Here is a 22,119-nt window from a genome sequence, read left to right as displayed (position 1 = left end):
AGGTAAGTTTATGTTGAAAAATTAATGTTGTCGAGTCTAGATTCTCTCTGTACTGAGGTAGGTTATTTCAGATATTAAGTCCTGATTTTCAGAAAATTGTACGTCCTTGTAGGTAAGGACATTAGCTCCTGGAAAAATGAAATTTTTAATATCAGTAGCAGGGATATCATTAATCTTACCGTTTAAGAAACCACTGATTTGCTTGTCAAAACTCTCGATGATAGTATTAATATTCGTAAAAAGATTTACTATCCAACTCCTGTCTGGCTTTTTTGAGTTGTCTTCAAATGTACTCTTAGGAGCACTCATTTGGAGGTCTCCATTTTGATCTACTGAAAGTGTGTATACATCAGTATATTTTTTATCAAAAAAGTCCACAGAATCACCTGTGGCGTCCCACTGCAAGTAAATAGAAACCAACAGATGCTGAACTATAGTGATTTGGTTTCCAGAAAAGGAAATACTGCAATCAAATTTGCTATTCAGTTTCAGCTCCCCGTAAGTTGCCCCATCCTTTGTAGAGTCTTTACAACTATCGCAATATGATATTTTCAATACCTCTGCACCTGAGCCTGGAAAGGATACTGAAGTAGGGTTTTGACCTGAAGTGAATGCGCCTTTGTATTTTACCTTACCAGTGATCCAGGACCCATCCTCATGTGTGACATCACATTTTACAGCGATACATGAGTTACGAAGGACCGGAACCAATACTTCGCTATAGTATTGGGCTAAGGTGTTTCTATTTACTGCGATCACACCACTGAAATCAGATATTTGGTTTGGGTCCAGCCAGTTCCATGAAAAAACAGCTGCCCCTGGTAGTTTATTGTTATTTACCGCACACAGGTAGGCGAGTGTTGCTGCCTCTTCTTGTACTGGACTTGGGTTTTCTATGGGAGCACCATTGGCATCCACGAATTGTCCGACTTCTCTCTCAATGTCCGTCAGCCTCAAGGAAGAGTTGTCTGGTTGATTGTCTACCGCATGAACAGATAAGATGGGCTCTCCGTAGGCTTTGGCAGTTTGAAAGTATAGATCTACGAAGGATTTGGTAATCACGTATTCCGCATCTGACCCAGATTCAATTCCGTTAATAGTAGGTATGGATTGGATAGCCGCATTGTCAAGATCAAAAAGTAACTGCTGCAGACTAAATGCACCGGAGTTCAAGTTTTTCAACTGATTAATAAGTGCCTGCTTTTTCTTGGGGTGATTATTGAAGTAGGGGGTATTCAGCTCAGAATCCAGATCCTTATAAACCAAATTGACCCTAGTGGAAAAATGCCAGGATTTATTAGCTGGTTGAGACCATACATTCCAAGTGCCCGCAGAACCAAAACCACTAGGAGGGCTGTTTTGAATTACGGTAAATTGAGAGCAAAGCAGATTGAAACCCACATTGTTGGCCGCATTCCCTAGTTGAATCACCTTAGGAAGATCTTTAGGTAAAATCCCAGATGGAAGGCCTAATTGGATTTTTAGACCCACTACAAACATATTTTTGGTTAGGGTACTAATCCGTGGATCATCATAAGAGATGCCTTCTGGTATTTCAAATGGATTGATACCACCAGTTTTCTTCATTAAGTCTCCCAAACTTATTTCTACCGTTGGATTGCCTTCAGAGTCTGCGAGAAAACATAAGTAGGAGATAGGCTGATTAGAATCGTCTAAATATTCTAAAAGACCCGAATTTATACTGGCTTGAGATGTAGCCACAACAAAATCATACCCATACTTTGGGCTTGATAAAAAAGATTGATTACTAGGATTTAGGCTCATTATTAAAATAGTTTAAGTTAAAAATTAGACAATACTATTTTGCGCTCTATACATAGTATGAGCAAGACGTGTAAAACCGCAATCTCTCCAAAATTAGATTTGGCCGACTACTTGATTAAAAGAATAGTTGTGCGTCATAGGCAACTGTTTCTGAGAAAGTATAAAAGCGTTTTAAAAACACAAGTTTAAAAAACAGGAAAAACCTATTCAAAAAGTCATTTTTCCTGCACAGAATATATGGAATTCTAATTTACTGATTTTAAATAAGATACGTAAATATTTTCGATGAAAATAAGATTTTTCGCTAAAGTTATTTTCATATTGACTTGGAGAAGCAGACTTTAGAATTGATAAGGTATAGGGATTTATGATACTTGAGGAGCATTGCAATAAATAGTATTCATTAAGACGTTATGATATTTGTTCAATGATTTTGCTTAGGGATATGGTTAAATTATAACTTCTTATGTCAGTAATTGTTGTGTGTTGTTATTGCCGTTTTCAATTCATCCTTACTAAAATCAATTAGGCTAGGCAAACATTTCATGAACGCCAATTAATATACTAAGAATGTAGATTTATATAATCTCTGGGAGTGCAACCATAATGCTTTTTGAAGGCTATCCGGAAATTTTTTACCGTGCCAAATCCAAGTTCATAGGCAACTTCAGAGATGTTTAATCCACTATTGAGGAGTAATTCTCTTGACTGGTCCAGTCGAAATATTTGTAAGTAGTAATGCGGAGTTTGCCCGGATAAACCTTTTATTTTCCTGAATAGCTGGCTTCTACTCAGTCCCAGATTTTCTGCTAATTGATTTATATTAAATTCTGGATCTCTATAGTTTTCAAATAATGCTTGGTTGATGTTTTTTAAAAAATCTTTGTCCATTTGGTTCAAGTCCAATTTTTCTGGTGCTTTAGAGGTAGAACTCCTATATATTTCTTGAAGGTTTTTTCGAATTGAGATGATATTTTGAACCTTGGTGATTAAAATATTAGGGTTGAATGGCTTAGGAATGTAATCATCAGCACCAAAGCGAAGACCCTCTTGAATATCATTCTCATCCGCTTTTGCTGTAAGTAATATGATCGGAATGTGCGAAGTCATAAAATTGGCTTTCAACAATTTTACTAAGGTGATTCCATCCATGTTTGGCATCATGACATCGCAGATGATTAAGTCTGGCTGCCATTCGTCTGCAATTTCTTTTCCTATTGCCCCATCATTGGCGACTTTGGTGTGATACAAAGGCTTAAAACAAGCCAGAATATAGGACTGCATTTGAAGATCATCTTCTATGATTAAAACCTTTTCGGCTTCAGAGGCAAGTTCTAATAGATCTGTTGATTTTATGCGATGTTGGACTTTTTGTTTTGCCAACTTAGTTTCGAGGACAGGGCTATATTTCCCTTGACTGGAGTCGAATGGAAAAAACAGTGAGAAATTACTGCCTTCATTTTGCTTACTACTAGCTTCAATTCGGCCACCATGCAGTTGCATGTATGTTTTGGACAACGGCAAACCGATTCCAGTTCCTGGTAAATTGTGGGAGCTTTGATAGAAGGGTTCAAAGATGTATTGAAGTTCATTGGGAGAAATTCCAATTCCATTGTCCTCTACAAAGATTTTGATTTCATCTTCCAGAATAGTTAATCCTACCACTATTGCTCCACCCTTTTCAGTGAATTTAAAAGCATTTGAAAGTAAGTTATATAGGACGATATCTAGTTTATTTTTGTCGACGTCAATAAAGAGGCAATCAGCATCATAATTTTTACTCACTGAGATTTCTTGCTGATCTGCTAAAAAACTGAAATTGTCCAGGCAGCCATTTAGAAAACCTACAAGTTCTATTTCCATTTTGTGCAAGGCAACTTCTCCCTCTTCCGCCTTTCTGAAATCCATAAGTTGTTCTACCAATACTTGTAATCTTTTTGCATTAGCTTGAATAAGCTTTATGAAGTATTTGCTCTCTTGAGGTAGTTTTTGAAGTTGTCCAAGTGACTGAGCTGGTCCAGAGATTAAGGTCAAAGGAGTCTTAAACTCATGAGAAATATTTGTAAAGAAATTGATTTTCATTTTGGAAAGTGCCTCTTGTTGCTGTTTTTCTATTCTCTCAAATTTGAGATCGTTTCTTAAGCGCATTCTATTCAGGGATGCTCTGCTTATTCCGTATATAGCCAATAAAATCATGGACATATATAGGGTATAAGCCCACCATGTTTTCCACCAAGGTGGTAGGATGGTAATGGTTAGCGTTCGTGGCGTTTCGTTCCAGAGCCCATCATTATTTGCTGCCTTGACGGTAAACGTATATTCTCCTGGATCAATATTGGTATATATAGCTTTTCGTTCATTTCCGATTGCGCGCCATGTGTTGTCAAAACCAACTAATTGATAGGCGTATTGATTTTTTTCAGGAGAAGTATAATTGAGGGCAATAAATTCTATCGTGAAATCTGCCTGATTGTAGTTTAAGGTTATGGCTTTAGTTTCATTTAGAGATTTTGTAAGAATATCCGTGTAGTCCCCAGTTTTTATAGGTTCATTTTCGATGGAAAGCCGGGATAGGTAAATATGAGGAGGAACCTTGTTTTTCTTAATTTCCTTTGGATGAAAAGAGGTGATTCCATCGACACTACCGAAGTATAGTTTTCCTGAATCGTCTTTCAGTGCAGCATTTTCATTAAACTCTATTCCTATCACACCATCTTGGAAGCCATAGTTAGTAAACTTTTTGGTAGTGGGAGAGAAGTGGGAAATTCCCTGATTAGTGGAAACCCATAACTCCTGGTAATCATCCAGAATTACACCTTTAATGGTGTTACTAGGTAGGCCATGAGAAACGTTAAACTGAGTAAATTGATCAGTAGATAAGTCAAGGTAGTTAAGTGCCTTGTCAGTTGCGATCCAAAGGTTCCCTGAAAGATCCTTACAAATAGAGTACACAGCCTTTCCTTGTAGACTATTAGGATTGGTCGGATCATTAGGTAGCTTTTCGAATGTCCCAGATTTTTTATCAAAAAGGCTTAAACCGTTAAATGTACCGACCCAGAGATGGTCCTTATCCTTTTCTATGATTACTGAAACATGGTTGTGTGGGAGTGATTTAGCATCTCCCGGATCATGTTTATAGTTTTGAGACTTATTTAATTCCTGGTTTACCTTGATAAGACCCTGATTTCTGGACCCTAGCCAAATTGTTCCGTCAGAATCTTCATAAAAAGACTTCAAGTAGGTAGCTCCATAAAGCCATTTTTCGTCTAAATGGTGCTCGAAGATATTTGTTTGATTCTTTAACCTGCCCAGCCCCTTCAAATAATAGCCAATCCATAGATTTTCTTTGCTATCTTCCATTAATCCGAGAATTACCGCATCAGCAGGGGTAGACATGGAGGAAGAACTAATGTGATACTGGAATTGCGAAGAAGTTGGATCAAAGTAATTTATGCTTCCATGATCCATTCCTATCCAGATTCCACCTCTTTTACTTTTGGAAAGACTAAGGACAGATTTCCCACTTAATCCACTAGATGGGTCATTGGTATAGCCCCAGTGATCGATTTTGCTTTTGTGCGGATCAATTTTATTGACTCCTCCATTCACTGTTCCTACCCAGGTAATATTATTACTATCATATAATAGGCTCGTTATAGCTTTGCTATTAAGGGATTTATTTCCTGGTATTGGACTGATTTCACCAGTACTTAAATCTAGTTGTAATATTCCTTTCCCATCGGTGGCTAACCATACCTGACCCTCAGGTGTTGAAATTATATCATAAATTAAGTCTGTCGAATAATTCTCGCTGTCTATTCTTTCCAATTTTCCTTGTTGTTGATCCCACTCAAAAACCCCTTTATTATAGGTGGAAAAGAATATTCTAGTTTGATGCTTGAGGAGTTTGGTGATTGATAAGTCTGATGGAATACTTGGGTTTTCTATCGCATGATAATTTTTTGTTTTGATGTCAAATAAACTCACCCCCCCTTTTTTATTTCGTAGTACCCAATCACCATATCCTAACAGGAGGCTTTGATTATCAAGCTGAATGATATCTCTGATTTCAGCCATGCCTTCCTTAGTGAAATTTTCAAATCCTTCATTTTCACTTTTGTAGAGGTAAAGTTCCCCACTGCCAGTACCGACCCATAGCTTGTCGGAATTATCTATAAAAAGTTTAGAAATGAAGTTTCCTTTGGGCTGCTTACTGGGAAAGTGGATCTGCTGGATGATATCCTGATCCTTTTCCAAAAAGTTGAGTCCTTCATTAGTAGCAATCCATATATTACCCTGTTTATCTTGAATAATATCCAGCACAGTGCTGCTGGATAGAGATAAAGAATCTGCCGGATTGTGAGTGAAGTGAATATAATCGGTGCCATCAAATCGACTAGCCCCCTCTTTGGTACCTATCCAAATAAATCCTGACTCGTCCTGATAGATGCAGGTGATGTAATTATTTAATAGACCATGTTCGGTGGTGATTTGATTGATTGCTTCAGTTTGGCCTATGATAGTCTTAGCTGAAAATAGCACAAAGTAGAATACTAATATTATAGTTTTTTTAGTCAGCAAATTGAAGTTTTTTGGGGTGATTCTATTAGCTCCGCATAAGTAGCCATTAAACTTTGAATTAGTAAAAGTTTTGAAATAATATTTTTTTCGCAAAACACCTTTGATTAGCCCGTTTGTCCTATTTGTCAGTCAGTGGCTTCTATTGCAACATTTCCGCCTCTTTTTGACCAGATTTTTCCCTTCATCCTTCTTCTAATAAGGTAAGATTGGGCTGGTAAAAATCACTTTGTAAAGCACATGAATGAAAAACAATCTTAAAAGGAAGTATGCGAGATGGCTTTGGATCGAAATATTTTGTGTGGCTGTGATAATAATCATAGTAACCTTTTTGATTTCTATCAACTAGTATAAATCCTAAAAAATATTAATAGGAATATTTAATAAACCCCTAAAAACTATGAAACAATTCAACCGTCAAATGCCCCCTGGATCTCTAAAAAAGATAATTGGGATTATGCTATTTATCTTTATTAGTCACAGTTTAATAGCTCAAAACACTATAAAAGGAAAGGTCTCTTCAAAAGAAGGAGAAAGTTTACCCGGAGTAAATATTCTTGTAAAAGGCACTGGCAATGGAGCTGTCACTAATATTGATGGCGAGTATGAATTAGTTGCCAGTCCAAATAATGTCTTGGTATTTAGCTTTATCGGCTTTGAGACTCAGGAAGTAGCAGTGAATAATCAGAGTACGATTAATATAACTCTGCTCGAGAATGATAGTGACCTAAAGGAATTTGTGGTGACAGCTTTGGGAATTGAACGAGACAAGGAGGCGCTTGGCTATTCTGTAAGCGAATTGGATGGGAAAGAATTTACACAAGCGAGGGAAACCAATATAGCTAATGGTCTTGCTGGGAAGGTAGCAGGAGTCAATGTAAGTAATATTGCTTCGGGGCCTGGAGGAAGTTCTCGTGTGATCATCCGTGGAAATACTTCCCTAACTCAAAATAATCAACCCCTATATGTAATAGATGGAATTCCTATCGACAACAGTAATCAAGGTTCCGCGGGAATGTGGGGTGGAAGAGATCAAGGTGATGGGATCGGAAATATCAATCCGGATGATATAGAAACTATGACTGTATTGAAAGGAAATACTGCTGCTGCGCTATATGGATCACGAGCTTCTAATGGAGTTATACTTATCACTACCAAATCAGGATCTAGCAAACAAGGACTCTTGTTAGAAATTAACTCCAATTTTGTGGTTGATAAAGCCATTAATAGATTAGACACTCAGCAAGAATATGGTCATGGGTTGAACGGATTGAAGCCTACAACCTTGAACGAGGCTATCGCGGGTGGTGATACTGCCTGGGGAGGAAAGTTGGATGGGACTCCAGTAATGCAATTTGATGGCGTAGAGCGTCCTTATTCATATAGTGGAGACAATTTTGACCGCTTTTACGATGTTGGTCATACGTTTACCAATTCAATTGCATTATCTGGCGGAACAGAAAAAATGGGTTTTAGATTTTCTGCTTCTGATCTGGACAATAAGGGTATTATACCAAACTCTGGCTTGGAAAGAAATAACTTCACTATGAACGCACAAGGTAAAGTCAATGAAAAATTGACCTTTAATGCAAGCGGAAGTTATATTATTCAGACTGTGAAGAACCCTCCAGCTCAGGGTGATTTAGTAAGTAATGTAAACTATACAGTTTGGAGTTTAGCTCCTTCGATTAATGTATTGGATTTGCAAGGTGATCCTGATAGACTAGGCGCCCGACCAGAAAACGGAAGTGAATTCCTTCCCGCACAAACTGTCTATTTTGAGAATCCTTATTTCAGTGCATACCAAAAAAGCAACAAAAGTGAGCGAACCCGTCTATTGGGAAGTTTTGCATTAAGCTATGATTTCACGGATTGGCTTTTTCTAAAAGGAAGAACTGGTATAGATCAATGGAATAGAAGTAATGAAAATATTATGCCTTCTGGCAGTGCTCAGCAGCCATTGGGATCTATGCAACAGTCCCAGACCAAGCACAAAGAAATAAATAGTGATGTGATGCTGGGGTCAAAAATGTCTTTCAAAAATGGAATAGAATACAATGCATTGATAGGTGCAGCTACTATGACGCAAGAAAGATATGGCAATAGTACAAATGGAAATGATTTTGCAATTCCATTCTTTTACAATTACTCTAATACTATTCGAAGATCTGGTGGAACAAGCTATTATACCAAAGGAATCAACTCAGTCTATGGTTTAGCAGAGGTCTCTTATAAGGCGGCTTTATTTTTAACTGCTACAGGGAGAAAGGATTGGTTCAGTACACTAAATGGGCGCGGGATTTTCTATCCTTCAATTAGTACCAGTGCTGTACTTTCAGAATTAATGGAAATGCCTTCTTTCATGGATTACTTTAAGTTGAGGCTAGCATGGGCTCAAGTAGGGGGCGATACGTCACCCTATGTTTTGAATCAGACCTATTCATTAGGACAACCACATTATGGTAACCCTCAAGGTGGAATAGCGCAGGATTTTGTCGCTAATTCTGGATTGAATCCTCTTTTGGCAACAGAATTTGAACTTGGATTCAATGCGCAATTTGCCAAAAACAGAATTGGCTTAGATTTTACAGTTTATCAAAGAACAACGAAGGATGATATCCTACCTGCTACCATTTCCCAAACATCTGGGTATAATAGCGCACAGGTGAACGTAGGAGAAGTAAGCAATAAAGGGATCGAATTACTATTGACTATTCAGGCTATTCAGCAGGCAAATTTCACTTGGAATGCTTCCTTCAATTTAGGATACAATAAAAGTGAAGTAGTAAGCCTAATAGATCCAGATATAGATGGAGAGCGATTACAACTTGACCAAAATAGAACACAGAATGCCTATGTGGAAAACATTGAAGGTTTACCATATGGTCAAGTGACAGGCTATCAGTACCTACGCGATGCTAGTGGAAATATTGTAGTTAATAGTTCTGGTCTTCCGATGAGAGATGATGAGGCAGGGATAGTTCCATTTGGTTCTGGAGTTCATCCACTTACAGGTGGGATAACAAATTCATTCTCTTATAAGAACTTCTCTCTTGGCTTCTTGGTAGATTACAAATTTGGTGGTGTGATTTTCAGTGGTACCAATTCTTGGTTGTACAGAAGAGGAATGCATAAGAATACCTTAGTGGGTAGAGAAGATGGTATTGGAGATGTGCCTGCAGGTCAAATTTCTGCCTACTATAATGAAATCAGAAATAAAATTGCTGAACAGTTTGTCTATGATGCTGACTTTGTGAAACTGCGTGAAATAAATATTGGATATGCAATTCCTACATCATTCCTAAGCAGAATCAAAGTGCAAGAGGCTAGAATATCCTTGGTAGGTAGAAATCTACTGCTTCTTCATTCAAAAGTGGAGAATATAGATCCAGAGTCTACATACAACGAAGGAAATGCTCAGGGGATGGACTTTTTCCAAACGCCTCAAACCAGAAGTTACGGGGTGAATCTTAATATCAAATTTTAATTCATTTTAAGAGCTTAATTGACTAATCATATGAAAATTAATATCATAAATATATCCAAAAAGGTATTGCTGGCTCCAGTAATGGCACTAGTACTCTCTACAGCTTGTGTAGAGGATCTCAAAGAAATGAATCTTAATCCTAATGAAATAAGTTCACTGGATTATGGGATTCAACTGACCAAAATGCAGTTGGCATTTACAGGAGGCTCCTATGAGATTTTCAGAACTTCCTTAGGCTATTGCTTTGCATCCATACAGCAAATGGCTGATCTAGAAAGTCCAGTATCTGGAGTATTTCTGCCAGGAGACAAATATTTAAATGATCCTTTATTTGCTTCAGCTTTTTTTGATGCAGCTTACTTTAGTGAGTACAGGGACATTGCAGATTATGTAAATCGGTCTTCGGAAGATCCTCAGGCGATAAATTATCATGCAATAGGCCGTATATGGAAAGTGATGTCAGCCCATCGTCTGACTGATATTTATGGAGATGTTCCTTATTTCGACGCTGGTCAGGGCTATATATCCAATCTTTGGTTTCCAAAATATGATGCGCAAGAGCTGATATACAAGGATATGCTGAAGGAATTGGATGAAGCAGCAGCATCATTTGATGATATGATGCCAAACCCAGGTGACCAAGACATATTATATAATGGAAATATAGATCAGTGGAAAAAATTCACCTATTCACTTATGTTGAGATTGGCAATGAGAATTTCCAATGTAGCTCCTGCAGAATCGGAAGCATGGGTTAAAAAAGCCATTCAAGGTGGAGTTATGACTAGCAACGCTGATCTGGCTAGAGTAACCCATCAAACAGGAGGCTGGATTAATCCATTTAATGCAGGATTTAATACTCGTGATAGAATAAGATTATCTGCCACTTTCGTTGGTTGGATGAAAGATAATAATGACCCTCGTCTAAATATAATAGCCTGGGTTGAAAATGGTGGAGAACAAATGGGCCTACCTAATGGATTTGATAATACCAGTATTCAAGATTACCCGGGAGGAGCGGATTTGAGCGCGTATTCTAATGTGAATCCTGAACTAAGACAATATGACTCGCCTTCCCTGCACCTGACTTATGCTGAAGTGGAGCTCTTATTAGCTGAAGCTGCTATCAAAGGATGGCACTCTGGATCTGCTAAAGAGCATTACGAAAAGGGAGTAGCTGCAGCAATGAGACAATGGGATATTTTTGGAATAGAAATTCCTTCTGAAGCAGAGATAAACGACTATTTAAAATCACATCCATTCGACAGTGCAAAGGGCATGGAAATGATTGGAGAGCAATACTGGGCAGCTACCTTCTTGGTGAACTGGGAAGGGTATAGTAAGTGGAGAAGAACGGGTTATCCAGTATTAACTCCAACTAACTATCCTAGCAATGTAACCAATGGTCAAATTCCAAGAAGGATGACCTATTCAGGCGAAGAATATAGTATCAATAGCGATAATATCAATGAAGCAGTAAGTCGTCAAGGTGCTGATGATTTTATGACCAGAGTATGGTGGGATAAATAAAAAGCGAATGATGATGAAAACCCTCCTTTACAGTTGAATGTAGAGGAGGGTTGTTATTTTACAATCCTATCTTTAGGAATGTATCCGAGGTGTATGCTATGGGTTATTTCCGATGCAGAAAGTACAGCTATTTGTTTGTCAGGATGTTAAGCTAATTTCGGTTCAATTCTTGAATTTTGTAGGCTTATTTCAATTTTAGATTGAATTATTAGAAGTATGTTTTTTTACTTCGATTTCAGGTATAGGAAACGGTGTTTTTTCGTATTCCGTGATCAAGTTAACCAAATGCTCTGCTTCTTTTCCTTTAGGACTTTCATGATCTGCATCGAATATTGGGCTTAACTTTTTCAAAGAAGCTTCATATTCTTGGTCATTGTTGATTACTTTATTCCATTTCATGCCATACACGTGAAAATTCACTAAACCCCTAAAACAATGGAAGCTTCAATATCTAGTTTTCGGCTTATATCATGAGCCACTTTTAGTGTTGGTTCACTTTTCCCGTTGAGGTATTCGCTAATTCTAGAACTGCTATTGCCTAAGAAATCAGAAAGAGCTTTTTGATTAAAGCCACGCTCATGCATTCTCAATTTAATGGCTTCTGCTAGAGTAGATGGTAATACTGGAAAAATGGCTTCTTCATAATCCGCAACCAAATCAGAGAGAATATTCAATTCAACAAATCCTTTGGCTTCAGAATTTTCTATATTATCTGGATTAGAAAGCAATTCCTCTATTCTTTCTAGAATGGCATTATATTCTTTTTCCGATTTGATCATGTTCTATATAGTTTGAATATCCTTTATTTTGTTATACTCCGCATGAGTTCCAATAAACCGAATGTAAACCTTGCTGGTGTTGAATGAAATGATGGCGATTTTTCCAAAAAATCAAAAATATCCATTATTTATCATCATAATGACCGTAAGCACCTAACACAGTTACTATTATCTTTGAACCAAACAAGTCTGTGTCTTCTGTCAATTCTTCAAGACCAAGTGTTCTGATCATAGTATTTGAGTTTTTCTGAATTACCTGTGCCGGTCTCGGGGTGTTCTTTAAGTTCTTGAATTAAAGAGAAGAGCTTCATTACCAGAACTTTGTTTCCAGTTTTTTTTAGTTTCTCAATATCTTCCAACGCTTCTGAAGTGAATTAAATCTCAAAAATCATAACCCAAGCAGCTCCTTCAGTTGATCATCAGTTACCTTAACCGTTTTGCCCTCATTGTGAGATTGAATGCTTTTGGAAATTCGCTCTTGAATTGCAGGATCATCAAAGAAGCGATCATTTTTTACGGTATTGGTTATTTCATAAACTTTATCATTTCCCCTTTGAATGACAACTCGTTCATTTTTATCAATCAAATCCAGATATTTTTTGAGATTTTGACGAAATTCTCTAGTGCTTACTACTACCATGGTTTTTATACTTTTGTGTACACAATAAGATACACAAAGATAAGCAATAGAGTTCAAGAATTATATTGAAAAATTATCCTGATTAGAGGAGATTTTTGAACTGTTATATTCCCTTAAACACTTTCCTTTCCAATTCCTTTCAGAATTTCTACTTCTTGAAAAAGATCAAAAAATCAGCATCAATATTCTGCCGATATTTTCCCAGCCTTGGCATGAGAATAACAGGTATTGTGTATGAAAAATGGGTATTAAGATGATGATTTTATGAAAAATAGGTATAAAAGTTTAATGAGAAAATCCCTAAGAATTAAATCTAGGCAATGTTAAGTAGTTGTCGTATAATTTGCGACAACCTCTTTTTCTACCTAATCACACAAGTACACCTCCACTACAATAGCCAGTTATTTTAGCCAATATTTTTGCATATTTAAGGACAAACTAGTTCCTAATGAAAAAATTTCTGCTTTCGGTTTTCTTAATTAATTCTCTGATGCAGCTTGGATTTGCTCAGCGAGAACTGATCCATGCCAAGCCTGCTACACTCGGATTTGATGAAGAGTTCATCAATCAAAAAGTTGATTCTATTATGCAAATGGGTATCGCCAGTTTGGCTTTTCCAGGAGCACAGGTGTTGGTAGCAAAGAACGATACGGTTATTTTTCATAAAGCCTACGGTTATCATACTTACGAGAATATCCAACCTGTTGCATTGAATGACTTGTACGATTTAGCCTCGGTGACCAAAATTGCTGGGCCTTTACCCGCTATCATGAAGTTGGTGGATGAGGGGAAGCTTGATCTGGACAAACCTTTCAGCGACTATTTGAAACCATGGAGAAATCGAAAGGACAAAAAGGATCTGACACTTCGGGAGATTTTGGCTCATCAGGCAGGTTTAGTCCCATACATTGTATTTTTGAATGAGGTGATTCGGAAAAATGGCAAGGTCAAAAAGAGGTTTGTGCATGATTCTCCTAACAAAAGATTTCAAGCGCAAGTATATGATGGGATTTATATCAACAATCGTTTTGAACGGAAAATGAACCGAATCATTAACCGGTCCGAAGTATCCGAGGAAAAGGAATACCTGTATTCGGGACTTACTTTTTTGATTTTTCCCAGCTTGATCGAGCAACTCACAGGAACCGATTATCAAATCTATTTGGAAGAAAATTTCTACAAACCTATAGGTGCTAATACCTTGGGATATCTACCTGAGCGAAAAGGATATGTAAACAACATTGTACCCACTGAAGTGGATTCCGCCTTTCGCAAAACCTTAGTGAAAGGATGGGTGCACGATGAAAATGCAGCGCTTAAAGGAGGCGTTTCAGGTAATGCAGGTTTGTTTGCTACCTCTGATGATTTGACCAAATTGATGCTCTTGTATCAGAATTATGGGAGAGTAGGAGGCTTACAGCTCATTTCAGCCGAAACCGTGAAAGAGTTTACAGAGGTGCAATTCCGCGAAAACGAAAACCGTCGAGGGCTTGGATTTGACAAACCTTACTTTAATAATTCCGAGCTTCCCTTGGCAGAAGCTTATCCTTCACCCTTGGCAAGTCCCGAAAGTTTTGGTCACTCTGGCTTCACCGGAACTTTCGTTTGGGCAGATCCTATCAAAAAGCTCACGTATATATTTTTATCCAACAGGGTTTATCCCTCCAGAGACCACCAAAATTTGTACAAGCTGAATATTCGTACAGCTTTGCAGGATGTTTTTTATAGGGCGGAGCAGGAGTAGATCTCTAATGTGGATAATAACCTTTGAGGTTTTTAAAACCTCGAAGGTTTCGATTATTTGGAGTAAGCTTTGAGATTACATTCCAGCTATTATTCGTGAAGACACGAACGGCGGCTAAAGGACACAAAGAATTTCGCAGAGGAGATTATTATCGGAACTAGCTCCGTAGGAGCGAGATGTTTGTAGCCATGGGTTTCAACCCATGGTAAATAGGATAACGATAAAAAATTCTCCTCCCGCCCAAAGCCATCTTTTGAAAACGAGTGTGAATGCGGGAGGATGGAAATGAGTTTCATTTTATTTCGCTGAAATAAATTACCTGAGATTATGGTTTAAGAAATTACAAATTCCTGAGATATGGGTTAGGAATTGAATCCCGATATCCACCGAGACCCGAACAGCTAAGAACATCCAGGACTTACACCTATCAAAACAGCTAAAAATATTTGATGAACTGCCTTTTCTTGGTGACGAACTTTTATATATTTAAGAGTTCTTAGTTCTGAAATTTTTTAAAACGTATGTAAGCTCCATGTTTTTGGCTTGCTTGAAATTTCAGTAAGAATCAATCAATTCTAAAAAGATCCCATACCTAATGGCTATACAAGCAGCCCAAAAGAATCAAAAGTCCATGGAAGAAACCCTCTGGGATTCGGCCAATAAACTCAGAGGAACAGTAGAAAGCTCAGAATACAAACACGTCGTGCTGGGATTGATCTTTTTAAAGTTTGCCAGTGACACCTTTGCCCAAAGAAGAGAAGAACTGATCGCAGAGGGCAAGGAGAAATACCTGGAGATGGCGGCGTTCTACAATATGAAGAATGTCTTCTTTCTCGCTCCGGAAAGCCGCTGGAACCATGTCATCGACAATGCCAAACAGGATAACATCGCCTTGATCGTCGATACTGCCCTGCATACCATCGAAAAGAACAACCCTTCGCTGAAAGGCGCACTTCCTGACAATTACTTTTCCCGACTCAATCTCGATCCAAGCAAACTTGCCGCCCTGCTCGATACCATCAATAACATCGATACTGTAGGCGATGCCGAGGAAGATGTGGTGGGCAGGATTTATGAATACTTCTTGGGTCGCTTCGCGGCTGCCGAGGGAAAAGGCGGTGGAGAATTCTATACGCCGAAGTGTATCGTAAACCTGATCGCCGAAATGCTCGAGCCCTACAAGGGAAAGATCTATGATCCAGCTTGTGGTTCGGGTGGGATGTTTGTGCAGAGTATTGACTTTGTGAAAAGTCATCAGGGCAATACCAAAGACATTTCCATCTACGGGCAGGAATATACTGCCGTGACCTATAAACTGGCGAAAATGAACCTAGCCATCCGTGGGATTTCTGCCAATTTGGGCGATGTACCAGCAGATACTTTTTTTAAAGATCAGCATCCAGATCTGAAGGCAGATTACATTATGGCCAATCCTCCTTTCAACCAAAGTCAGTGGCGGGAAAAGAACGAACTGGAGGCTGATTCCCGCTGGTCTGGTTTTACCACACCTCCGGCAGGAAATGCCAACTATGCATGGATTCTGCATATGCTGAGCAAACTCTCCGAAAATGGAACGGCAGGCTTTGTCTTGGCGAATGGCTCCATGAGTAGCAATACATCAGGCGAGGGAGAGATCCGTCAGCAACTGGTGGATAAGGACATGGTGGACTGCATGATCGCGCTACCGGGTCAACTCTTCTATACCACACAGATTCCGGTTTGTCTCTGGTTTATCACCAAAAATAAGGCTTCGACAAGCTCAGCCACCGGAAATATCTTCAGAGACAGGAGAGGAGAAACCCTCTTTATCGATGCCCGTCAACTCGGCAGCATGATCGACCGCACCCAAAAAGAACTTACCAAAGAAGACATTTCCTATATCGCGAATACTTACCATACTTGGCGTAATTCCAGTGATGTCAGGCTGAGCGAAGTCGAAGCCCCCCTCGACTCCGCTCAGCCTGACAACGTCATTGCGCCTGCCCGCAGTGGCGGGAGCGACGAAGGAGCGAAGCAATCTCAATCTCTCGATGGAACAGATTGCCGCGCTGCGCTCGCAATGACGGAAGCCTACGAAGACATCCCAGGCTACTGCAAATCCGCCACCCTTGCCGAAATCCAAGCCAATGACTACGTCCTGACTCCCGGTCGCTATGTAGGCGTAGCGGAAGAAGAAGACGATGGAATCCACTTCGAGGATAAAATGACAGAACTGACAGCCAAACTGAAAGACCAAATGGCTCAAGCCGAGGAATTGGATCAAGCTATTCGGGAGAATTTAAAAGTATTGGGATATAATATCTGAATCACGGATTTAATAGATTAAAGGATTACACAGAAACGTAAAATGAAATATAGAGGAAGAATAACAAGAAGGTTCAAACTATCTGTGAAATCCAATGATCAGAATCAATCCGTGATTCAGATGAATTTAAATAGATCTCAGGGATGACTGAGTTGAAACATAAGGAAATAACCGAAAAGATAATTGGGGCTGCCTTTGAGGTACACAAGGAACTAGGTAACGGATTTCAAGAAGTCATCTATCAACGAGCCTTGGCTTATGAATTCGCTCAAAAGAATTTGGAGTTTGCCAGAGAAATCGAACAGGATATCTGGTATAAGGAATTAGCGCATCCTTTGGGAACAAGACGGGCAGATTTTGTGGTGGAAGGAAACGTATTAGTAGAGCTGAAAGCCATCAAGGAATTAGAAGATGTCCATTTGGCTCAAGCCTTAAACTACTTGAAGGCCTATCAACTTGAGGTAGGTTTGCTGATTAATTTCGGAAGCAAATCAATGACATTTAAACGATTGGTAAGATGAAATGTCTGAACCAGGGAAGGATGACACGGATTAAATGATTAAACAGATGAAAATTAGAAAGGTGAAAAAAATGATAAATGGCTTAGGAATCGAAAGCAGGGGTTCAACAATCCGTGAAATCCTAAAATCCGTATCAATCCGTGATTCAGACGATTTTGAGTCATGAGTAAGGATCTTCAACCTATCGAAAATCGAATTTTCACCTTTCAAGATCAGCAGGTGATGATAGACCGTGATTTGGCTGAATTGTACCAAATCGAAACTAAGGTGCTCAATCAAGCCGTAAAACGGAATATTTCCCGTTTTCCTGATTCATTTCGATTTCAACTCAACGAAAATGATTTATCTGAACTGGTCACAAATAGTGACCGGTTTGGTCATTTGGGATTTCAAAATGTAGCCTCAAATTCAAGGTCACAAAATGTGACCTTGAATAATAAACTTGGTAAAAACATTAAGTATAGACCCTATGCATTCACCGAGCAGGGTGTCGCTATGCTTTCTGCGGTGTTGAGATCTGATATTGCTATTCAGGTCAGTATCCAAATTATGAATGCATTTATTGCCATGCGCAAGCAGCTATCTTCCAACCAATTGATCATCCAGCGTATGGATCGGGTAGAATTAAAGCAGTTGGAATCGGATCAAAAGTTCGAGCAGATTTTTAAAGCCTTGGAAAGTAAAGACCCTGCGCCGAAGCAAGGGATTTTCTTTGATGGGCAGGTGTTTGATGCACATCAGTTTGTTTCTGACTTAGTCCGCAAGGCAGAAAAATCGATCTTACTCTTGGATAATTATGTGGATGATTCGGTCTTGTGGCTTCTGGGAAAAAGGAGAGCTGGGGTAAAATGCACGATTTTCACCAAAACCATCCCCAAGCAACTCCGAATAGATCTGGATAAGTACAATGCGCAATATCCACCCATACAGATTCAGGAGTTTACGAAAGTACACGACCGATTTCTGATTCTGGACGTAAAGGAAATCTATCATATCGGAGCATCGATCAAGGATCTGGGCAAGCGCTGGTTTGCCTTCTCCAAAATGGATGCAGGAACAGTTACTATTCTGCAAAATTTAAAGGTATTGGGGTATGAGTGAGTGGGAAGAAATTGGAATTGGAGAATTGGCAACATTTAGAAATGGAGCAGGGATAAAGCAGGAATATTTCTCTGATATGGGAGTGAAACTAGCTAGAGTTTCAGATTTTACAGATGATTCGATTGATATAAGTAAATGTAATTTTGTGTCAAAAGAACATGCCATAAAATGGAAATCACATTTTCTGAATGAAGGAGATGTTGTCGTAGCTACGGTTGGTTCTTGGCCACCTAATTGGTCGTCAGCTGTTGGTAAAGTAATTAGAATTCCAAAAGCTCTTGGAGATTTAATTCAAAATCAAAATACCTGCTGTATAATACCAGATAATACAAAACTTGATAACCGATTCCTTTTTTATATCCTAAGAACTATTGAGTTCAGATGGTTTGCAGGAAACTCAGCGGGAGGTAGTGCTAATCAGGCTCGACTTCCAGTTGCTAAACTAAAACAATTTAAAACTCTACTTCCCCCTCTATCCGAACAAAAAGCCATAGCCCATATTTTAGGGAAGCTAGATGATAAGATTGCCCTAAACCGACGGATGAACCAAACGCTAGAAGCCATGGCGCAAGCCTTGTTTAAAAGCTGGTTTGTGGACTTCGATCCCGTGCTGGATAACGCGTTGGCTATAGGAAATGAGATTCCAGAAGAGTTAGAAGCGATGGCCGAGAAGCGCCGCGTTATTGCGAACCGTACCGTCATTGCGCCTGCCCGCCGTGGCGGGAGCCCTGACGAAGGAGCGAAGCAATCTGTTTCCAAAAGACTCATCGACACCAACCCAGCCCTCGCTGCCCAATTTCCTTCTTCTTTTGTCTTTAATGAGACGCTGGGGAAATGGATTCCTGAGGGGTGGGAGGTGAAAAGAGCAGAAGAAATTTCTAAAATTTCAATTGGAAAAACTCCTCCTAGAAAAGAGCAGCATTGGTTTGAAGAATCTAAAAGTGATTCCAATTTCATATGGGTATCAATTAAAACCATGGGGACCTCAGGAATGTATATTTCAGATAGTGATGAGTATTTGACAGCTGAGTCAGTTGCAAAATTTAATGTGAATAAAGTGCCATCAAACTCTGTAATTCTAAGCTTTAAAATGACTGTCGGCAGAGTTGCAATCACAACGAGGGAAATGTGCACTAATGAAGCTATTGCCCATTTTTCAAATCTCAAGGACTCGCTTTTTTCAGGTTACATTTATTTATGTCTAAAGAATTTTGATTACGATGGACTTGGAAGTACATCTTCTATTGCAACTGCTGTAAATTCAAAACTCATAAAACAAATCCCATTTTTGGTTCCAAAAGCAAAAGTTTTGAATAAATTTAAAAAGTCAGTTTCAAAATTGAATGAAAGAATTCTTGTGACTCAGAATGAAACAGAAAATCTTACCCAATTGCGTGACGCTTTATTGCCAGAATTGATAAGTGGTAGGGTGAGGGTAAAAGTAGGTTATACTGAAACTATTGAATGATGAAAAAGGAAAAAGAAGAGATCCTTTTAGAAAAGGAAGCCCCTAAATATATTTTGCTTCAAAATGAATATACTTTATCCTATACAGATGAAGACTGTTTAGTAAATGATATAGCTGTTGAAAATAAATCAGAGGGAAAATTAACAGGGAAGGAACTCTGTTTTGAAAAGCAAAAATCTTTCTACGATTCATTTTTGAAAAGACATTTTAAAAATATTGTTGTGTTAAGCGCTGCAGGAACCTCATTGGACAATGGACCAAAGGGAGAAAGTGGTAAGTCAAGGTTAGGGCTCTGGGATTTTTGCGAAGTAGAGATTGAGGCTTTTACAGGATTAATTGAGGGATTTAAAGAGAAATCATTTTACAAGAATAAAGACATTGAAGGACTGCTGTCTTTCATTATCTTATATGAAAAGCTAAATGGTGAACTTAAAACAGGGGATGATAAATTAAAACAACCTTTAGAGTCAAAAATTATTGAAGCATGTAATCTAAAATTACAACCACTAGCTCCTCATAAGGACTTTTTAAACAAAATCATTGCGCGAAAACCAAGTGATCCTAGAGTTCAACTATTTACTACGAATTATGACTTACTGTTTGAAACTGCAGCAAATGAAAGTGGATTTATTGTTATTGATGGGTTTTCTTTTACCCAACCACGAAGATTTTCTGGAAGGTATTTTGACCTTGATATTGTAAATAGGGAGAAAACAAGAATTAAACAAGAAGAAAGTTTTATCTCAAAGGTTATCCATCTTTATAAGTTGCACGGTTCCTTGAATTGGTTTAAAGATGACACTGACAGAATTATCCAACAAGACAATCCAACAAAACCCCTAATTATTTATCCTGCAAATGAAAAATACGAAAGTTCATTTGAACAACCGTATTTTGAAATGATGTCTCGTTTTCAACAGTCACTTCGCAAGGAAAATACTTTGTTAATCGTGATAGGATTTGGATTCCAAGACAAACACATTCAAAACGTAATCATTGAAGCTGTCGAACAAAATCCAAGTTTCCAATTGCTAATTGTTAATTATGGTAATACAGGTGGTATTGACACAACATATTTAAAGTCTTTTTTTGTTGATAAAGTAAATATGCAGGTAAAACGAAACGTGAGTATTGTCTTTGATACATTCAGTGGTTTCACTAAGAATTACCCATCCAATAGTACATATATTGAACCACATAAGGATATAGCAGATGGATCCCTTTAATCACAATTATTTTTTAGGATACGTAAATCAAGTTTCTCCCCAATATGTGAAAGTTCATTTCCCATCTTCAATACTTTTGGAGAAATTTAGTCATAATGGAGTTTTTTTTGCAGGTGGAAATGTTGGAAATTTTATAGTTATTGAAGGAGAAGAATACGGTTTTTTAGCCCGAATTATTGAAATTGAATTACCAGATGGCGAAAGAAAAACAATAAGCGAGAAAGCGATTCAGCACGATGAAACAGCATTTCATCCATCAGGAAAGGCTGAGTTGCTTTTAAGCTTTAGTGTATTTGAACCAGCTAAAGCAGAAAAAACCGTTTCCAAATATCCAGCTATTGGAGCTAAAGTTTATTCCTGCTCAGACGAACAAATTGAGATTTATGTAAAGGAATTTGGAAAGAAAAAGGATGAATCGGAAAATGTATATGCTGATTTAGGAAAGTTAACTTCAAATGATGCCAACTGTAAAGTTTCATTAAATTCAATATTTGGAAGACATTGCGCCATTGTTGGAACAACAGGTGGGGGAAAGAGTTGGACTGTAGCAAAATTGGTAGAAGAAGTAATTTCCAAGACTAACAACAAAGTAATTCTTATTGATGCAACCGGTGAGTATTCTAAAATTAGTTCAAACTCCTTGAGGGAGTGTTAGCTAAACTCTGTCCTTCCCTTCCCTTGGGGTACCCCAAGGGAAGGGAACTAATTTATTAATTTATATCCAACTTTAGCCTTCCTTCAAACTTAATGGCTAATTGTTGGACAGTCAAGCCCCAATTGTGTAAAGGGGAACTCCATTTTTTCTCGATCCTTCTTGTCGCCAGATAGACGAGTTTCAACAATGCCATATCACTGGTAAATGCGCCTTTGGTTTTGGTGACCTTTCTAACCTGCCTGTGATACCCTTCGACTGCATTAGTGGTATAGATCATCTTGCGGATGCTTTTGGTATAAG

General features: G+C 38.4%; 17 protein-coding genes. 9 read left to right on the top strand and 8 right to left on the bottom strand.

Features of this window, described 5'->3' with window-relative positions; genetic code table 11:
• Nucleotides 1-36: 36 nt before the first annotated feature.
• Both LV85_RS06650 and LV85_RS06645 read right to left on the bottom strand, forming a co-directional pair.
• A complete protein-coding gene (locus LV85_RS06650; protein ID WP_111317423.1) occupies nucleotides 37-1,785 on the bottom strand; it encodes a hypothetical protein in 1,749 nt (582 codons plus the stop codon).
• A gap of 564 nt (nucleotides 1,786-2,349) precedes the next feature.
• Nucleotides 2,350-6,366, bottom strand: coding sequence for a hybrid sensor histidine kinase/response regulator transcription factor (locus tag LV85_RS06645; protein ID WP_146260437.1), 4,017 nt, complete (start codon nucleotides 6,364-6,366; stop codon nucleotides 2,350-2,352).
• Between the two features lie 397 nt (nucleotides 6,367-6,763).
• Here LV85_RS06645 and LV85_RS06640 point away from each other — a divergent pair, with 397 nt between their 5' ends.
• Both LV85_RS06640 and LV85_RS06635 read left to right on the top strand, forming a co-directional pair.
• Nucleotides 6,764-9,850 carry a SusC/RagA family TonB-linked outer membrane protein gene (locus tag LV85_RS06640; RefSeq protein WP_111317421.1) on the top strand — a complete coding sequence of 1,029 codons (3,087 nt, stop codon included), beginning with the start codon at nucleotides 6,764-6,766 and terminating at the stop codon, nucleotides 9,848-9,850.
• 30 nt (nucleotides 9,851-9,880) lie between these two features.
• Nucleotides 9,881-11,380, top strand: coding sequence for a SusD/RagB family nutrient-binding outer membrane lipoprotein (locus tag LV85_RS06635; RefSeq protein WP_111317420.1), 1,500 nt, complete (start codon nucleotides 9,881-9,883; stop codon nucleotides 11,378-11,380).
• A gap of 195 nt (nucleotides 11,381-11,575) precedes the next feature.
• Here the strand turns inward: LV85_RS06635 and LV85_RS06630 are convergent, their stop codons facing one another.
• From LV85_RS06630 to LV85_RS06610, 5 genes are all read right to left on the bottom strand, one after another.
• Nucleotides 11,576-11,779, bottom strand: a complete 204-nt coding sequence (locus tag LV85_RS06630) for a transcriptional regulator (protein WP_111317419.1) — start codon at nucleotides 11,777-11,779, stop codon at nucleotides 11,576-11,578.
• Between the two features lie 20 nt (nucleotides 11,780-11,799).
• Complete coding sequence (locus tag LV85_RS06625) at nucleotides 11,800-12,159, bottom strand: helix-turn-helix domain-containing protein (RefSeq protein WP_111317418.1); 360 nt, start codon at nucleotides 12,157-12,159, stop codon at nucleotides 11,800-11,802.
• Between the two features lie 3 nt (nucleotides 12,160-12,162).
• A complete protein-coding gene (locus LV85_RS06620) occupies nucleotides 12,163-12,249 on the bottom strand; it encodes a type II toxin-antitoxin system HigB family toxin (protein WP_245942206.1) in 87 nt (28 codons plus the stop codon).
• A 119-nt stretch (nucleotides 12,250-12,368) separates the two neighbouring features.
• The gene (locus LV85_RS22310) at nucleotides 12,369-12,518 is read right to left on the bottom strand and encodes a hypothetical protein (protein WP_317046436.1); all 150 of its coding nucleotides are present in this window, start codon (nucleotides 12,516-12,518) and stop codon (nucleotides 12,369-12,371) included.
• 29 nt (nucleotides 12,519-12,547) lie between these two features.
• Nucleotides 12,548-12,799 carry a type II toxin-antitoxin system Phd/YefM family antitoxin gene (locus LV85_RS06610; RefSeq protein WP_111317417.1) on the bottom strand — a complete coding sequence of 84 codons (252 nt, stop codon included), beginning with the start codon at nucleotides 12,797-12,799 and terminating at the stop codon, nucleotides 12,548-12,550.
• Between the two features lie 448 nt (nucleotides 12,800-13,247).
• Here LV85_RS06610 and LV85_RS06605 point away from each other — a divergent pair, with 448 nt between their 5' ends.
• From LV85_RS06605 to LV85_RS06575, 7 genes are all read left to right on the top strand, one after another.
• Nucleotides 13,248-14,543, top strand: a complete 1,296-nt coding sequence (locus LV85_RS06605; protein ID WP_111317416.1) for a serine hydrolase domain-containing protein — start codon at nucleotides 13,248-13,250, stop codon at nucleotides 14,541-14,543.
• Between the two features lie 631 nt (nucleotides 14,544-15,174).
• A complete protein-coding gene (locus tag LV85_RS06600) occupies nucleotides 15,175-16,848 on the top strand; it encodes an HsdM family class I SAM-dependent methyltransferase (protein WP_245942191.1) in 1,674 nt (557 codons plus the stop codon).
• Between the two features lie 143 nt (nucleotides 16,849-16,991).
• Nucleotides 16,992-17,369 (top strand): GxxExxY protein, encoded by a 378-nt coding sequence (locus tag LV85_RS06595; RefSeq protein WP_111317414.1) that lies wholly within the window; start codon nucleotides 16,992-16,994, stop codon nucleotides 17,367-17,369.
• A gap of 162 nt (nucleotides 17,370-17,531) precedes the next feature.
• Nucleotides 17,532-18,470 carry an ORF6N domain-containing protein gene (locus tag LV85_RS06590; RefSeq protein ID WP_111317413.1) on the top strand — a complete coding sequence of 313 codons (939 nt, stop codon included), beginning with the start codon at nucleotides 17,532-17,534 and terminating at the stop codon, nucleotides 18,468-18,470.
• Nucleotides 18,463-19,938, top strand: coding sequence for a restriction endonuclease subunit S (locus tag LV85_RS06585; RefSeq protein ID WP_111317412.1), 1,476 nt, complete (start codon nucleotides 18,463-18,465; stop codon nucleotides 19,936-19,938). The genes LV85_RS06590 and LV85_RS06585 overlap by 8 nt, the downstream gene beginning before the upstream one ends.
• Nucleotides 19,935-21,164, top strand: a complete 1,230-nt coding sequence (locus LV85_RS06580; protein WP_211318383.1) for an SIR2 family protein — start codon at nucleotides 19,935-19,937, stop codon at nucleotides 21,162-21,164. The genes LV85_RS06585 and LV85_RS06580 overlap by 4 nt, the downstream gene beginning before the upstream one ends.
• Nucleotides 21,151-21,819, top strand: a complete 669-nt coding sequence (locus LV85_RS06575; protein WP_111317410.1) for a helicase HerA domain-containing protein — start codon at nucleotides 21,151-21,153, stop codon at nucleotides 21,817-21,819. The genes LV85_RS06580 and LV85_RS06575 overlap by 14 nt, the downstream gene beginning before the upstream one ends.
• Before the next feature lie 55 nt (nucleotides 21,820-21,874).
• Here the strand turns inward: LV85_RS06575 and LV85_RS06570 are convergent.
• A partial coding sequence (locus LV85_RS06570) for a transposase (RefSeq protein WP_146260436.1) occupies nucleotides 21,875-22,119 on the bottom strand: 245 nt, incomplete at its 5' end.

The organism is Algoriphagus chordae (assembly GCF_003254055.1).
Taxonomy (GTDB): Bacteria; Bacteroidota; Bacteroidia; order Cytophagales; family Cyclobacteriaceae; genus Algoriphagus; species Algoriphagus chordae.
The sequence above is the reverse complement of the archived record's forward strand: the minus strand, read 5'-3'. Positions and strand labels throughout refer to the sequence as shown.